Source organism: Variovorax paradoxus, assembly GCF_040544635.1.
Classification (GTDB): domain Bacteria; phylum Pseudomonadota; class Gammaproteobacteria; order Burkholderiales; family Burkholderiaceae_C; genus Variovorax; species Variovorax paradoxus_R.
Window position 1 is genome coordinate 28357 of record NZ_JBEPKJ010000023.1, and the last position, 14019, is coordinate 42375.

The 14019-nt window shown below is 65.5% G+C and carries 16 protein-coding genes; 12 read left to right on the forward strand and 4 right to left on the reverse strand.

All coding sequences use genetic code 11. The features are described from left to right. Positions 1-48: 48 nt before the first annotated feature. Positions 49-1311 carry a porin gene (locus tag ABIC94_RS27105; RefSeq protein WP_354376135.1) on the reverse strand — a complete coding sequence of 421 codons (1263 nt, stop codon included), beginning with the start codon at positions 1309-1311 and terminating at the stop codon, positions 49-51. 281 nt (positions 1312-1592) lie between these two features. Between ABIC94_RS27105 and coq7 the strand changes: the two genes are divergently transcribed. Next, positions 1593-2222, forward strand: coding sequence for a 2-polyprenyl-3-methyl-6-methoxy-1,4-benzoquinone monooxygenase (gene coq7, locus ABIC94_RS27110; protein ID WP_354376136.1), 630 nt, complete (start codon positions 1593-1595; stop codon positions 2220-2222). A gap of 13 nt (positions 2223-2235) precedes the next feature. Here coq7 and ABIC94_RS27115 read toward each other — a convergent pair whose 3' ends face one another. Further along, on the reverse strand, positions 2236-2685 hold the full coding sequence (locus ABIC94_RS27115; RefSeq protein ID WP_354376148.1) for an OsmC family protein: 450 nt from the start codon (positions 2683-2685) through the stop codon (positions 2236-2238). Between the two features lie 271 nt (positions 2686-2956). Here ABIC94_RS27115 and ABIC94_RS27120 point away from each other — a divergent pair, with 271 nt between their 5' ends. Next, on the forward strand, positions 2957-4195 hold the full coding sequence (locus ABIC94_RS27120; RefSeq protein WP_354376149.1) for a porin: 1239 nt from the start codon (positions 2957-2959) through the stop codon (positions 4193-4195). A gap of 90 nt (positions 4196-4285) precedes the next feature. Here ABIC94_RS27120 and ABIC94_RS27125 read toward each other — a convergent pair whose 3' ends face one another. Continuing rightward, on the reverse strand, positions 4286-5416 hold the full coding sequence (locus ABIC94_RS27125) for a hypothetical protein (protein ID WP_354376137.1): 1131 nt from the start codon (positions 5414-5416) through the stop codon (positions 4286-4288). A gap of 49 nt (positions 5417-5465) precedes the next feature. Between ABIC94_RS27125 and ilvA the strand changes: the two genes are divergently transcribed. Continuing rightward, positions 5466-7079 (forward strand): threonine ammonia-lyase, biosynthetic, encoded by a 1614-nt coding sequence (gene ilvA / locus ABIC94_RS27130; protein ID WP_354376138.1) that lies wholly within the window; start codon positions 5466-5468, stop codon positions 7077-7079. Positions 7080-7107: 28 nt separating this feature from the next. Here the strand turns inward: ilvA and ABIC94_RS27135 are convergent, their stop codons facing one another. Further along, positions 7108-7749, reverse strand: a complete 642-nt coding sequence (locus ABIC94_RS27135; protein WP_354376139.1) for a type II secretion system protein N — start codon at positions 7747-7749, stop codon at positions 7108-7110. Positions 7750-7798: 49 nt separating this feature from the next. Between ABIC94_RS27135 and gspG the strand changes: the two genes are divergently transcribed. The 9 genes from gspG to ABIC94_RS27180 all read left to right on the forward strand — a co-directional run. Beyond that, complete coding sequence (gene gspG / locus ABIC94_RS27140) at positions 7799-8239, forward strand: type II secretion system major pseudopilin GspG (RefSeq protein ID WP_126745464.1); 441 nt, start codon at positions 7799-7801, stop codon at positions 8237-8239. After that, on the forward strand, positions 8214-8678 hold the full coding sequence (locus ABIC94_RS27145; RefSeq protein WP_354376140.1) for a pilus assembly FimT family protein: 465 nt from the start codon (positions 8214-8216) through the stop codon (positions 8676-8678). The genes gspG and ABIC94_RS27145 overlap by 26 nt, the downstream gene beginning before the upstream one ends. Beyond that, the gene (gspI, locus tag ABIC94_RS27150) at positions 8675-9049 is read left to right on the forward strand and encodes a type II secretion system minor pseudopilin GspI (RefSeq protein ID WP_354376141.1); all 375 of its coding nucleotides are present in this window, start codon (positions 8675-8677) and stop codon (positions 9047-9049) included. The genes ABIC94_RS27145 and gspI overlap by 4 nt, the downstream gene beginning before the upstream one ends. Next, positions 9049-9732: a PulJ/GspJ family protein gene (locus ABIC94_RS27155; RefSeq protein ID WP_354376142.1), complete on the forward strand. Its 684-nt coding sequence runs from the start codon at positions 9049-9051 to the stop codon at positions 9730-9732. Before gspI ends, ABIC94_RS27155 begins: the two co-directional genes overlap by 1 nt. Next, positions 9729-10748, forward strand: coding sequence for a type II secretion system minor pseudopilin GspK (gene gspK / locus ABIC94_RS27160; RefSeq protein WP_354376143.1), 1020 nt, complete (start codon positions 9729-9731; stop codon positions 10746-10748). The genes ABIC94_RS27155 and gspK overlap by 4 nt, the downstream gene beginning before the upstream one ends. Positions 10749-10883: 135 nt before the next feature. After that, positions 10884-12095 (forward strand): type II secretion system protein GspL, encoded by a 1212-nt coding sequence (gene gspL / locus ABIC94_RS27165; protein WP_354376144.1) that lies wholly within the window; start codon positions 10884-10886, stop codon positions 12093-12095. Beyond that, positions 12092-12622 carry a type II secretion system protein GspM gene (gspM, locus tag ABIC94_RS27170; RefSeq protein WP_354376145.1) on the forward strand — a complete coding sequence of 177 codons (531 nt, stop codon included), beginning with the start codon at positions 12092-12094 and terminating at the stop codon, positions 12620-12622. Before gspL ends, gspM begins: the two co-directional genes overlap by 4 nt. 11 nt (positions 12623-12633) lie before the next feature. Further along, positions 12634-13434, forward strand: a complete 801-nt coding sequence (gspN, locus tag ABIC94_RS27175; RefSeq protein ID WP_354376150.1) for a type II secretion system protein N — start codon at positions 12634-12636, stop codon at positions 13432-13434. A gap of 2 nt (positions 13435-13436) precedes the next feature. Beyond that, positions 13437-14019 (forward strand): secretin N-terminal domain-containing protein (locus tag ABIC94_RS27180; protein WP_354376146.1); only part of this gene is annotated, 583 nt, incomplete at its 3' end.

Genomic DNA, 14019 nt, shown 5'->3' on the forward strand with positions numbered 1-14019 from the left:
GAGTGGCTTTTGTCTTTCGATTCAAAGCTGGCTCACGCCAGCCTCAAATTAGAAAGCGTGACGGATACCGAAGTCGTAGCCGGTCGAGTTGCGGGGGGTGAAGACACCGCCACCGGTCACGAAAGCCGGGCCGCCAACGGTCAGAGCTGCGCCGTTCTTGTTGCTCACGCGAGCCACCGTTGCGTACAGAGCCGTGCGCTTCGACAGGTTGTGCACGTAGCCGAGAGCCAGCTTGCTAGCCTTCGGGTCAGCCACTGCTGCTTCGAACGGCAGTTGGACTTCGTTGAAGTCGTACTTGACGCGCGAGTAGGAAGCGCGGATCAGGCCAGCGCCAACCGGCACGGTCACGCCGAGCAGGTAGCCGGTCAGGTCAACGTCAGGACGGCCGCCGGTGAACAGGGGAGCGACTTCGTAGTCGATCTTGTTCTTGGCGCGCGACAGTTCACCGAAGAGCTTCACGGGACCGAAGTCATACGAAGCGCCGAGGTTCAGCGTGTTGACCTTGGTGGTCGTGCCAACGTAGAACTGATCGCCAACCGTGCTGCTGCCGTAAGCAATAGCGACGTCCAGCGGGCCATTGGCGTAGCCGAAGCGACCACCAACGTAGCGGCCTTGACGCGAGTTGTTCGCGACATCAGGCGTAGCCAGGCCAGGGCTGTACTTGGTCTTCTCGCTGAAGCCGTACTGGACTTGACCGTAGAAGCCACCCAGGTTCGGCGGCAGGAAGTAGCCGACGGTGTTGCTAGCGCGAACGTAGTTGTTGGCGCCGACGTTGGTGAACGAACCAACTGCAGCAGCCGGGGAACCGAAGGCGCCGAAGCTGCCAGCAGCCGACGAGATCAGGTTGGTGCCAACGCCGTTGGTGCCGAACGGATCGAACACGGTGTCGTTCCAGAAGGTCGGGGTGTAGTCACGGCCGAGGCGGACTTCACCGAAACCACCCGACAGGCTCACGGTCGAGCGGCGAGCGAAGGTTGCAACACCTTCCGAACCGTCGTCGTTCTTGATCGGGGCTTCGAGCCAGAAGCTGGCTGCCAGGCCACCACCGAGGTCTTCCGTACCACGGAAGCCCAGACGGCTGGAGTTGTAGCCCGAGTTAGCCAGTTCACGGCGGCTGACCTTGACGCTGCCTTGGTTCAGGTAGGTCGGAATGCCGAAAGCATTGGGGAAAACCGTCGGGTTCTGGTCACGCGAGGTGGACGAGTAGCCGCTGATCGACGCGTCGACCACACCGAAAAGCGTGACGGACGACTGAGCCGAGGCAACACCGGCAACAGCCAGGGCAGCCAGAGCAACTAGAGATTTTTTCATTGCAAGTTTCTCCAAGGTTAAACATAGGGCTCCGGTGCGAAGGGCTCACCGTGACTGGCACTTTGTGCTCCCACCGGACCCCGGGCCAACCTCCTTTTGGGAAGTTGATGCTATTGCACCAGAGCCGCTGCGGCAGGGCAAAACAAATCGCCCGAAAACGCGGGTGGCCCATGCGTTTCGTTGCAGTCCTGCAACAAAGGGCTTGGGCGCCCTCTCAAACCACGATGTGAAATGAAACGAGGTTTCGCTCGGCTCCTTTTCGCATGGGTTCAAATAGACGCATGACCTTTTCGCTCGATCCCGTTTTGACTGCGGCGGATGCGGCATTACGTACTCTTTTTGCCCGGCCTCATGCCACCCGGGCCATGCCGCTCCCCGTCCAGGCCCCAGGTGAAATGACCGATTCGGAGCGGCGCGACGCCGGCGCGTTGATGCGGGTGAACCATGTCGGAGAAGTGTGTGCGCAAGCGCTCTACACCGCCCAGGCCGCGGTTGCACGCGACCCCATCCTGCGTGTCCGATTGCTCGAAGCGTCACATGAAGAAACCGACCATCTGGCCTGGACACGCCAGCGGCTGGACGAACTCGGCGCGCGTCCTTCGGTCCTGAACCCACTCTGGTACGCAGGCGCTTTTGGCCTGGGACTCGTGGCCGGACGATTGGGGGATCCGTTGAGCCTTGGCTTTGTCGCGGAGACCGAACGCCAGGTGGAAGCTCACCTCGAGAGCCACCTGGGCCGCCTTCCGCCAGCCGACAGCGCCTCGAGGGCCGTGGTCGAACAGATGAAGATCGACGAAGCACGGCACGCCGCGCAGGCCATCGATTCCGGTGCCGCGGAATTGCCGGCGCCGGCCAAAGCCCTGATGCGATTCGCCTCCCGGGTAATGACCACGGTGGCGCACCGGATTTGAGTTTTTTTGCCGCTCAGGTTTCGATCAGATCGAAACTGGTGGTGATCTCGGCGGTCTTCGCAAGCATGATGCTCGCCGAGCAGTAGGTGTCGTGGCTCATTGCAATCGCGCGCTCGACGGCAGAGGCAGGAATGCCCTTGCCTGCGACCGTGAAGTGCATGTGGATCTTCGTGAAGACCTTGGGGTCCTTTTCCGCGCGTTCACTGGTCAGTTTGACGCTGCAGCGCTCCACACGATGCCGACCTCGCTTCAGGATCAGCACCACGTCGTAGGCCGTGCAGCCGCCCGTTCCCGCGAGCACTGTTTCCATGGGCCTTGGGGCCAGGTTTTGCCCCCCGTTTTCAGGCTTGGCTGCATCCGGCGCACCGTCCATCGTCAAAACGTGGCCGCTGCCTGTTTCGGCCACGAAACCCATGGCCGAGCGGGTGCCGGCGTCGCCGGTCCAACTTACTGTGCATTCCATCTTCGTCAGATCCATTCAAGGCGCCCAGTCAAAAAAGTTCGCTGAGACACCAATTTGTGTGTGGGAAAAGCGTCACTCGCTTGTTGCAACGCAGCAAACAACCGATATACTTTATTTCATCGCGCACGAAGCCGTGCGCACCGGTTGTCTCCTCCACCCTTCCAATTGGTGGATTTAGCCCCGAGCTGCAAAGCTCGGGGCTTTTTTCTTTGCGGCTCGGTTGCTTCGAGTGCCGGCCCACTCTAGTTTTTGCATCAAAAGGGCAGTTGCTCTGGCTGCCCTGGCTGTTGCCGGTGTTGCCTCGGCTCAGTCGTCCGTCACGCTTTTCGGTGTGGTCGACGCGTCGATCAGCGGCTACTCGTCCACCTCGCGTGACATGTACAACGGCGTCTCGTACAACGCTTTCGGCGTTCCCGTCTACGACCCGTTTTACGTCAATCAGGGCCGCGTCAAGACCAGCAAGACCGGCATGGCCAATTCGGGCTACAACTCCAGCCGCCTCGGCTTCCGTGGCACCGAAGACCTCGGCGGCGGCCTGGCTGCCAGCTTCTGGCTCGAAGCCCCCATCACCAACGACGACGGCGCCACCGGTGTTTCGACGTTCGCTCGTCGCTCGACCGTGAGCCTGTCGGGTGGTTTCGGTGAAGTCCGCCTCGGCCGTGACTACACCCCGACCTTCTGGAACGACACCGTGTTCGATCCGTTCGGCACCAACGGCGTTGGCACCAACCTGATCTCGACGGCCAACGGTTTCAACACCGACGGCGGTGCGGGAGGTTTCGGTGGCAACCTCAATTCCACGCGCGCCAGCAATTCGATCGGCTACTTCCTGCCGCCGAACCTCGGTGGTTTCTACGGCCAGGTGATGTACGCGTTCCACGAACAGACCAAGTACAGCCCCGGCCTGGCGACGCCTGATGTCGCGAACAACTCGCGCGCAGGTCGCTACGTCGGTGGCCGCTTCGGCTACGCCAATGGCCCACTGGACGTTGCGCTCGCTTATGGCAGCAGCACCGTTGGCGATGACTTCTATGCTGGCGTGACCAACAAGGTCAACACGCTGAACCTCGGCGCTTCGTACGACTTCGGTCCCGCCAAGCTCTTCGGTGAACTGTCGCAAGCCAAGCTGAAGACCGACATCGACGGCAACTTCATCGTCCATCCGGGTTCCGTGCCGTCGACCAAGCTCAACGGCTGGCTGCTGGGCGTGACGGTTCCCGTCGGCGCTGGCTTGATTCGCGCGTCCTACTCGGCCGTGAAGTACAAGACGGGCAACAACAACGACGACCTGTTCTTCAACGACCAACGTAACAATCCGAAGGCCAACAAGCTGGCTCTTGGCTATGTTCACAACCTGTCGAAGCGCACGGCCCTGTACGCAACCGTGGCTCGCGTGAGCAACAAGAACGGCGCATCGCTGTCGGTGGGCAACCAGCCTTTCATCAGCAACAGTGTCTTCACCCCGAAGAACTCGACCGGCTACGACTTCGGTATCCGCCACGCCTTCTGATCACCGTTTGATCCGATGCTGGCTCCCGCCAGTTCGAGTCGATTCAGTGTCAAGCCGCCCAGCGCAAGCCGGGCGGTTTTTTGGCGTTGTTCAACTCACGCGGCCACGCCTGCTTTGCAGCAGGCCCACATTCATTTCCCCGTTCAGAACCGAAGCGTAGAACCGTTCGACCATGTTCACGCTCGTGCGCGCATTGCGTGCCAAGGTCAGCATGTCGATGCCTTGCCCGTACAACAGCCGCAACGTGATCGCGGTGTGGCGCAGGCAATAAAGCGTTCTCGATTGGCCGAGCGGACCTTTCTCCAGCGCCGTGACCTCGAGCGCCCAATGGAAAAGAAAGTTGAGCACCGCGAGCGCATGTTCACGGTTCTTCAATTGCGGCATGAAGATGTAGTCTTCCGCGCCGCCACAGCCTTGCTCGCGACGATGGGCAAGCAGGCATTCATAAACCCGCACAGCCGGACGCAAGCTCACGATCGGCTGGCCGTGCCGCTTGGTTTCGGGCAAATTCATTCGCAAATAGAGGTGCTTTCCACGCACGATCTCTATGTGCTTGTGTTTCATGAGTTTGATGTCGCTCGGACGAACGAAGGTGTTCACCATCCAGCGAATCAACCAGGGCAGCTCCTCCGGCATGACGAGCAACTCGCGCGCAATCCAGAAGCGCTCGCCGGAGCTGAGTTGGTCGAGCACCGGATGCGGCTGCCCACGCAATCTGCGTGCAGCCGCCACAACAGCACGGTACTCCGCCACGCTGAAGCTGCCGCGCGGCTGACTGTGCACCTTGACCTTCGGAAACGCAGGCGCGCTGAGAAGCACGCCGATGTTCACGCCATGCGTTATCACTTTGCGCAGCAGCACCAGGTACTGCGCAATCGTCGTGCTGGTGAAGCCCTGCTCTCCGAGATGGTCGATCAGCCGTTGCGCATCGGACGTGGCAAATGCCTGCGCCTGCACTGCACCCAGCAACGGAACGATATGGGCCTGCAATCTGTTGCCCATCACCTGCCAGGTGGGCCGCCCAATTTCGCCGCGCTGTACGCGCGCAGCTTCTGCCTGCATCAACCCTTTGGAAAGGTCGCTGACAGAAACTGATAACAAATTTTGCTCATCTGTTAACTGACTTGCGGGCGCATGAATCGCGGGATAAGCACGCGCAAAAAATCCCGAATCGTTCGCGGCCGGGGCTCTTTGAATGAGGTTTATGACATTTGTGTCCATGTCATATCCGCAAGCAATCCCGATGCCTCTTATCATCGTCAGTTATCAAATGAAAACTCCCTTGGAAAAAATCGTGCGCGATGCCCCTGTTCCGGCGCTAACGCCTGCCGACTATCTCAGAAAAATTTTGAACGCCCGCGTTTACGACGTGGCGGTCGAATCCGCGCTCGAGAAAGCGAACGCGCTCAGCGGAAGGCTTGGCAACACCGTGCTGCTCAAGCGCGAAGACCAGCAACCGGTTTTCAGCTTCAAGCTGCGCGGCGCGTACAACAAGATGGCGCACCTCACGCCCGAGCAGCTCGCGAGTGGAGTCATCTGCGCATCGGCCGGCAATCACGCGCAAGGCGTGGCGCTGGGCGCGCGCAAGCTCGGTACGCGCGCGGTGGTGGTCATGCCGGTGACGACGCCCAGGCTGAAGATCGATGCGGTGCGCGGTTTCGGCGGCGAAGTCGTGCTGCACGGCGACAGCTATTCCGATGCTTATCTGCATGCGCTCGAGCTGCAGGCGCAGCAAGGCCTGACCTTCGTGCATCCGTTCGACGATCCCGATGTGATTGCGGGCCAGGGCACCATCGCGATGGAAATCCTGCGCCAGCATCAAGGCCGGCTCGATGCGGTCTTCGTTGCCATCGGCGGCGGCGGGCTCATCTCGGGCGTGGCCAACTACATCAAGGCGGTGCGTCCGGAGATCAAGGTGATCGGCGTGCAGATGAACGACTCCGACGCAATGATGCAATCGGTGGCGGCGCGCCAACGCGTGAGCCTGTCCGACGTCGGACTGTTTTCAGACGGCACCGCGGTCAAGCTCGTGGGCGAAGAGACATTTCGCATTGCCAGCAACCTGGTCGATGAATACATCGCGGTCGATACCGATGCCGTGTGCGCGGCCATCAAGGATGTCTTCGTCGACACCCGCAGCATCGTCGAGCCCGCGGGCGCACTCGCAGTGGCCGCCATCAAGCAATACGTGGCCGGGCACGGCCGCCACGGCGAAACCTACGCGGCCATCTTGTGCGGCGCCAACATGAACTTCGACCGGCTGCGCTTCGTGGCCGAGCGCGCGGAGGTCGGCGAAGAGCGCGAGGCGCTGTTCGCGGTAACGATTCCCGAAGAGCGCGGCAGCTTCCGCCGGTTTTGCGAACTGGTCGGCGAAATGCCGGCCAGCGAATCGCAGGAAACGGGCTCGACCGGCGGCGCGCTGCGCAATGTGACGGAGTTCAACTACCGCATCAGCGATGCCGCCAAGGCGCATGTGTTCGTGGGCTTGACCACGTCGACACGCGGCGAATCGACCGTCATCGCGCAGACCTTCAACGCCCATGGCTTCGACGCGCTCGACCTCACCCATGACGAGCTCGCCAAGGAACATCTGCGCCATCTGGTGGGCGGCCGCACGGGCCTTGCGCACGACGAGCGGCTGCTGCGCTTCGTCTTTCCCGAGCGCCCGGGCGCGCTGCTCAAGTTCCTGAACCTGATGCGGCCGAACTGGAACATCAGCCTCTTCCACTATCGCAACCAGGGCGCCGACTACGGGCGCATTCTGGTGGGCTTGCAGGTGCCGGCCAGCGACGCGGCGGCCTTCGACGCCTTCCTTGAAACGCTGGGTTATCCCTACGTCGAGGAGACGGCGAACCCGGCGTATCGCCTGTTCCTGCAGGCCTGACCGAGCGCCTGTCTACCGCCTGTAGCGCCTACTGCGCGGCTTGCGCGGGGGGCTGCAGCGCAGGAGGCGGCGCGGGTGGCGGCATTTGTTGCGCCGCAGCCGCATCGGCAGGCGGCGGTGCCATCACGGGGGGAACTGTGGCCGGAAAAAGCCCGCTGGGCCGTGCCGAAGGTGAAGGCGCTGCCGGCATCGTCGGCATGACCGGGCTGCCGACGCTGATCGGTGCCCGCACCGGCAATTGCAGCGTAAAAGCCGCCGGTCCCTGCGCGCTGGCGCCGAGCGTCGCCGCGCGCACCCCCACCGATTGCAGCACGTAGTTGTCGCCGACGCGCGACCCGACGCGGAACGGGCGCGGAGGCTTGCCATCGATCGAAATCAGCGCAGCGCCCTGGTTGAAAGGGTCCGCCACCACGCCCGAGAGTGCAAATCGGCTGGCCGCCTCGGGCGCCGCGGGTGCCGCGTCCGAGGCCGAAACCGCGCCGAGCAGCCGCGCGACTGCATCCGCATCGGCCGAAACCGCCGCTCGCGGCATCGTCGCCGCCGCGGCGACCGGCTCGGCCGGGCTCGCGAGACGCAATCCCCAGAACACCGCAGCGCCGGCCGCCAGCGCCCAGAGCCCCGTGGTTGCAACAGGGGCGTGCCAGCGGGCGGCGGAATAGGGACTTGTCATGGCCGCGGATTATCATGCAGCGCGCTTTCCGAAACATGTCATCCAAGCTATGAAAAAAATCCTTCGCGACGCAGCCCGCACCGCCCAGCGCGGCTTCACGCTGATCGAACTGATGGTGGTGCTGGTCATCATCGGCGTGCTCGCCGCGCTGATCGTGCCCAATGTGATCGAGCGCGCCGACGACGCCCGCGTAACCGCCGCGAGGACCGACATCAACAACCTGATGCAGGCGCTCAAGCTCTACCGCCTCGACAACCAGCGCTACCCCACGGCCGAACAGGGCCTGCAATCGCTGCTCACACGCCCGACCGCCGGCCCGGCCGCGCCGAACTGGAAACCCTACGTCGAAAAGCTGCCGAACGATCCGTGGGGCCATCCGTACCAATACATGAATCCGGGTATCAAGGGCGAAATCGACGTGCTCTCGCTCGGCGCCGATGGCCAAGCCGGCGGCGAGGGCAAGAATGCCGACATCGGCAGCTGGCAGTAGCCGCGCCCGCGGCTTCACGCTGCTCGAGCTGATCGTGGTGATCGCGATCATCGCGATGGCCACTGCCGGCGTGAGTTTTGCGTTGCGCGACAGCAGCGCCGCCACCCTCGACCGCGAGGCCGACCGGCTGGCCGCGCTGCTCGAATCGGCCCGCGCCCAGTCGCGCGCAAGCGGCGTGGCGGTGCGATGGCGCCTCGTGGAAGGCGGCAGCTTCGTCTTCGACGGATTGCCTCCCGATGCGCTGCCCAGTGGATGGGCCGCGAGCGGCATCAGCGCCCAGGCTTCGCTGGCCAACGGTGCACCGGTCGCCGCCGTGCAGCTGGGCCCCGATCCGATCATTGCCGCGCAACAGATCGTGCTGTATTCCGAGGGCCCGCCCGCGCGTTCGCTGCGCATCGCGACCGACGGCTTGCGGCCTTTCACCGTGAGCACGCCATGAACGCCAGGCGTCGTGCGGCCGGCCGCGGATTCACGCTGATCGAAGTGCTGATTGCGCTCGGCATCGTCGCGCTGGCGCTCGCGGCGGGCTCGCAGGCCACGATGTCTCTGACGCGCAATGCGCAGCGCCAGTCGGACCTCCTGCTGGCCGACCTGTGCGCGGAAAACGAACTCGCCAAGGCGCGGCTCGCGCGGCAAATGCCGGCCGTGGGCGATTCGGGCTCGATCTGCGTGCAGGCCGGCGTCTCGTTCAACGTCACGACCTCCACCATCGCCACGCTCAACCCGAACTTCCGGCGCGTCGACGTGCAGGTGCGCGACGAGGCGAACGCGCCGGTGCTGCGCATCTCGACCGTGGTGGGCCGCTTCTGATGCGCCGCATCGCAGACCAGCGACGCCACCAAGGGTTCACCCTGATCGAACTGCTGGTGGCCATTGCGGTGATGGCGCTGCTGGCGCTCGTGAGCTGGCGCGGCCTCGACGGCATGTCGCGCGCCACCACGCAGAACCAGCAGCGCGCCGACGCGGTCCTGACGCTGCAGACCACGCTCGCGCAATGGAGCGCCGATCTCGATGCCGTGACCGCGCTCGCGCAAACCCGGCCGATCGATTGGGACGGCCGCGTGCTACGGCTCACGCGCCGCGGCAGCGATGCGGCAGCCCCGGCCATGCACGTCGTCGCATGGACGCTGCGCTCCGGTGCCGACGGCACCCGCTGGCGGCGCTGGCAATCGCCGCCCTTCACCACGCGCGGCGAATGGCAGCAGGCCTGGAACATGGCCGCCTCCTGGGCGCAGGAAGGCGGCGCCGGAGACGTCGCCCTGATGCCGGTCGACAGCTGGCAGCTCTACTACTTTCGCGAGAACACCTGGACGCCCGCGGGCGAGCTGCCGAGCGGCGCGCCCAATCCGGCGAACCCGTCCAATCCGACAGGCGCCCTCGTGAACATGCCGGACGGCATTCGCCTGGTGCTGAGCCTGTCGCCCGGCGAAGGGCTCGCAGGCACGCTCACGCGCGACTGGGTCAAGCCCACCGTGGGAGCGCCGCGATCGTGAATGCGCCCTTCGCCTTCTCCGCCAGCCGGCAGAGCCTGCGTACCCGGCGCCAGTCCGGTGCCGCACTGCTCGCAGCGATGCTCACCGTGATGCTGGTCGCAACCTTCTCCGCCGCGGCGCTGTGGCAGCAATGGCGTTCGTCCGAGGTCGAAGCCGCCGAGCGCGGGCGCGTGCAGGCGGCGTGGGTGCTGATCGGCGCGCTCGACTGGTCGCGCCTCATCCTGCGCGAAGACGCCCTCACCGGCGGGCCCGACCACCTGGCCGAGCCCTGGGCCGTGCCGCTCGCGGAGGCGCGACTCACCAGCTTTCTGTCGGCCGAGAAAAACGTGGCAAGCGACAACCTCGAAGGGCTGCCGGACGCCTTTCTGTCGGGCCGCGTGGTCGATGCGCAATCGAAGCTCAACGTGCTGTCGCTGGTGGACGGCAACAAGCCGGTGCCGGCGAGCGTTGCCACCTTTACCAAGCTGTTCAACATCCTGGGCCTGCCGGCTTCGGAGCTCAGTGTGATGACAACCTCGCTCGTGCGCGCGCTGGCGACCGGAACCGATGCTGCAAGCGCCGGCGATGCCGGCGCCGCGCCGCTGATGCCGCAAGAGGTCTCGCAGCTGGTGTGGCTCGGCCTCTCGCCGTCGACCGCGGCCGCCCTCGAGCCCTACGTGACGATCCTGCCGATACGGACTCCGCTCAACATCAACACCGCGAGCGCCGAGGCCATCAGCGCCAGCTTGCCTTCCCTGACCATCAGCAACGCGCGCCAGCTGGTCGAGAAGCGCACCCGCTCGTTCTTCAAGCAGATTGCCGACGCCAACACCGCCCTCCCCAACGGCGGTGACGGCGCGCAGTTCAATGCCGCCCAGCACAGCGTGAGCACCCAGTTCTTCGAGGTCTACGGCAGGCTGCGGCTCGACCGCACCTGGGTGGAAGAACGCTCGCTGCTGCAACGCGACGGCGTCACCGTGAAGACGATCTGGCGCAATCGCGGGGCTGGCATGACCGCCCCTCCGGCTAAACCCTGAGTGCGGCTTCTTTCACCAATTTTCTTGCCCCAAAAAATCCCCTAACGCCCGTCGCATCTACGTCACACGCTACAAATAAAGTAGCAATCAGGCAATCAGCGCACCCCTACAATCACCCGCCCTTCCGAAATCGAAATGACACCGCTGTTGCTCATTGCCCCCCTTCCCCCGGCGGACGCCGCGGGCGAGTACGACTGGGCCCAGGCAGGCGACGACGGCATCGCCTTGCGCAACCATGGCCGCGCGTTGCTCGCGCTGCTGCCGGCCAGCGCGGAAGTCACGCTCGGCATTCCCGCAGCGGCGCTCTCATGGCACCGCGTCACTCTGCCCAAGGGCAGCATGGGCAGCACCTCGAAGCTGCGCGCCGTGCTCGACGGCCTGCTCGAAGAGCACCTGCTCGACGAACCCGAGGCGCTGCACTTTGCGCTCGAGCCCGAGGCCAGGGCCGGCGTGCCGGTCTGGGTCGCGGCCTGCAACCGCATCTGGCTGCGCGCGCTCGTGCAGGAGCTCGAGTCGGCGGGGCGGCGCGTGTTGCGCATCGTTCCTGAATTCGCGCCACAGCCGGTCGACGGTCCGCCGCTGCTCCAGGTCACCGGCGAAGCCGAGGCGCCACAGCTCACCGTGTGCGATGCCGACGGCGTGGTCTCGCTGCCGCTCGCGGGTGCCGGGCTGGCGCTCTCCGGCAGCCTGCCGCTCGACACCGCGGTCATCACCGCTGAACCCGCCGTCGCCGAAGCCGCCGAGCAACTGCTCGAGCGCCGCCTGCCCATCGTGCAGGCACCCCAGCGCTGGCTCCAGGCCGCGCGCTCGCCGTGGGAGCTGGCGCAGTTCGACCTCGCCGTGACGGGCCGCGCCCGCGCCGGCAAGAAATTTGCCTCGGTGGTCCAGACGCTGCGCTATGCGCCCGAGTGGCGTGCCGCGCGCTGGGGCGTCGTTGTCCTGCTGCTCACCCAGCTCGTCGGCCTCAACGCCTGGGCCTGGAAGGAACGCAATGCACTCGAGGCCAAGCGCCAGGCCGTCAAGACCATGCTGACCCAGACCTTTCCCTCCGTGAAGCTGGTGGTCGATGCCCCTGTGCAAATGGCCCGCGAAGTCGCGGCGCTGCAGCAGGCCGTGGGCGACGTCGCAGGCAGCGACTTCGAACCGATGATCGGCGCGCTCGCCACCAACCTTCCGCCGGGCCGCACGCCCACCGCCGTCGACTACAGCGCAGGCCAGTTGCGTTTGCGCGGCCTGGGCCTGCAGCCTTCCGAGCTCACCCGGCTTTCGGGTGCGATGGGCCCGCGCGGCTACAGCGTGCGCGCCGAAGGCGACCTGCTGCTGGTGCAAGCCGAGGCTTCGCGATGAACTTCGCCGAACAACTCCGGGCCCGCTGGGCTTCCCTCGAACTGCGCGAGCGTCGCATGGTTGCCATTGCGCTCACGCTCGTGGTGCTCGCCCTGCTGTGGTGGATTGCGCTCGCCCCCGCGTTGCGCACGCTCGCTGCGGCACCGGCCGAACACGTACGGCTCGACGCGCAACTGCAGCAGATGGCCACCTTGCAGAATCGCGCAAAGGCGCTGCAGGCCCAGCCTCGCCTGACCCGGGACGACGCACTGCGCGCCCTCGAAACTTCCGTGCGCCAGAGCCTGGGCACCAATGCCCAGCTCGTCACGACCAGCGGCGACGGTGCCGCCACCGTCACGCTGCGCGCCACGCCGGACGACTTGGCCCAGTGGCTCTCGCAGGCACGCGGCAATGCGCACGCGGTGCCGCGCGAAGCCCACCTGACCCGCGCGGCCGCGGCGCCGCCGCCCGCGGGCAGCAAAGACCCGCAACCGCCTAAGATGCGCTGGGAGGGCACGTTCGTGATGGCGCTGCCCGCAGCCCGTTGAGCACGCCCCGCATGGTGACGCGCTCTTCCCTCTCCGAACCCGCGCCGCGCCGCGGCTGGCGCTGGGCCCTGCTCGGCATCGTGATCGGCGCACTGCTCGCGCTCGTGCTGTTCGCACCGGCCCGGTGGCTGGCCTCGGCGCTGTCGAGCTGGAGCCAGGGCCGGCTGCTGCTCGTCAACCCGCGCGGCACGGTCTGGAACGGCGCTGCGGCCGTGGTGCTTGCAAGCGGTGCAGGCGGCGCCGAAGCTGTGTCGCTGCCCGGCTCGCTCAACTGGCGCATGCGGCCCACCTGGAGCGGCATGTTCGCCGTGCTCGACCTGCCTTGCTGCGCGGCCCGGCCCCTCAAGGTCAGGGCCAGCCCGCGCGCCGATGGCATGCAGCTTCAATGGGGCGACGGCAGCTCGCGCTGGCCCGCCACCTTGCTGACGGGCCTGGGCGCGCCCTGGAACACGCTCAAGCTCGAGGGCACGCTCGATCTCTCCACCAAGGCCCTTTCGATGCAGTGGGACGGCCCCGTGCTGCGCATCGCAGGCCAGGCCACGCTCGACGCCACCGATGTGTCGTCGAGCCTCTCGACGCTGAAGCCGATGGGCAGCTACCGCCTCACCCTCGAAGGCGGCAACCGGCCGAGCCTGCTGCTGAGCACGCGCGAAGGCAGCCTCCAGCTGAACGGCAGCGGCAGCTGGAACGGCACCGCCTTTCGCTTCAACGGCGAAGCCAGTGCCGCGGCCGGCCGCGAAGACGCACTTTCGAATTTGTTGAACATCATCGGACGGCGTGACAACACGCGTTCGATCATCACCCTGGGTTGATCATGATGAAGCCATTGACTTCGCACGGCGGCCGCCTCGGCATCGTTGCACTCGCAACGCAGATGCTGATCGCCGCCACCTTCCTGCAGGCCGTGCCGCCCGCGTTCGCGCAAGCCACCAGCCCCGATGCGCCGCGCCGGGGCGAACCCATCACGCTCAACTTCGCCAACGCCGACATCGAGGCCGTGGCGCGCACCATGGCGGTGGTGACCGGCCGCGACGTGGTGGTCGACCCGCGCGTCAAGGGCACGATGAACCTCGTCACCGACCGCGCCATTGCGCCCGCCGCCGCGTTCAACCAGTTCGCTTCCGCGCTGCGCCTGCAGGGTTTCGCGGTGGTGGAGGCCGAAGGCCTCTACAAGGTGGTGCCCGAAGCCGACGCCAAGCTGCAGACACAAACGGTCAACACCGCCACGCCCAGCGCAGGCTCGGTGGCCGGCAACCAGATCGTCACGCAGATCTTCAGGCTCAACTACGAGTCGGCGAACAGCCTGCTGCCGGTGCTGCGCCCGCTCATTCCGCCCAACAACACAATCAACGTGAACCCGGGCAACAACTCGCTCGTGATCACCGACTACGCCGACA

Excerpts from the sequence above, each read along its gene's own strand:
- ilvA (WP_354376138.1), top strand. The coding sequence starts at position 5,466 with ATGAAAACTCCCTTGGAAAAAATCGTGCGCGATGCCCCTGTTCCGGCG.
- ABIC94_RS27135 (WP_354376139.1), bottom strand. The coding sequence starts at position 7,749 with ATGACAAGTCCCTATTCCGCCGCCCGCTGGCACGCCCCTGTTGCAACC.
- gspN (WP_354376150.1), top strand. The coding sequence starts at position 12,634 with ATGGTGACGCGCTCTTCCCTCTCCGAACCCGCGCCGCGCCGCGGCTGG.
- ABIC94_RS27145 (WP_354376140.1), top strand. The coding sequence starts at position 8,214 with ATGCCGACATCGGCAGCTGGCAGTAGCCGCGCCCGCGGCTTCACGCTG.
- ABIC94_RS27125 (WP_354376137.1), bottom strand. The coding sequence starts at position 5,416 with ATGGACACAAATGTCATAAACCTCATTCAAAGAGCCCCGGCCGCGAAC.
- ABIC94_RS27155 (WP_354376142.1), top strand. The coding sequence starts at position 9,049 with ATGCGCCGCATCGCAGACCAGCGACGCCACCAAGGGTTCACCCTGATC.
- gspG (WP_126745464.1), top strand. The coding sequence starts at position 7,799 with ATGAAAAAAATCCTTCGCGACGCAGCCCGCACCGCCCAGCGCGGCTTC.
- coq7 (WP_354376136.1), top strand. The coding sequence starts at position 1,593 with ATGACCTTTTCGCTCGATCCCGTTTTGACTGCGGCGGATGCGGCATTA.
- ABIC94_RS27105 (WP_354376135.1), bottom strand. The coding sequence starts at position 1,311 with ATGAAAAAATCTCTAGTTGCTCTGGCTGCCCTGGCTGTTGCCGGTGTT.
- gspM (WP_354376145.1), top strand. The coding sequence starts at position 12,092 with ATGAACTTCGCCGAACAACTCCGGGCCCGCTGGGCTTCCCTCGAACTG.
- ABIC94_RS27115 (WP_354376148.1), bottom strand. The coding sequence starts at position 2,685 with ATGGAATGCACAGTAAGTTGGACCGGCGACGCCGGCACCCGCTCGGCC.
- gspL (WP_354376144.1), top strand. The coding sequence starts at position 10,884 with ATGACACCGCTGTTGCTCATTGCCCCCCTTCCCCCGGCGGACGCCGCG.
- gspI (WP_354376141.1), top strand. The coding sequence starts at position 8,675 with ATGAACGCCAGGCGTCGTGCGGCCGGCCGCGGATTCACGCTGATCGAA.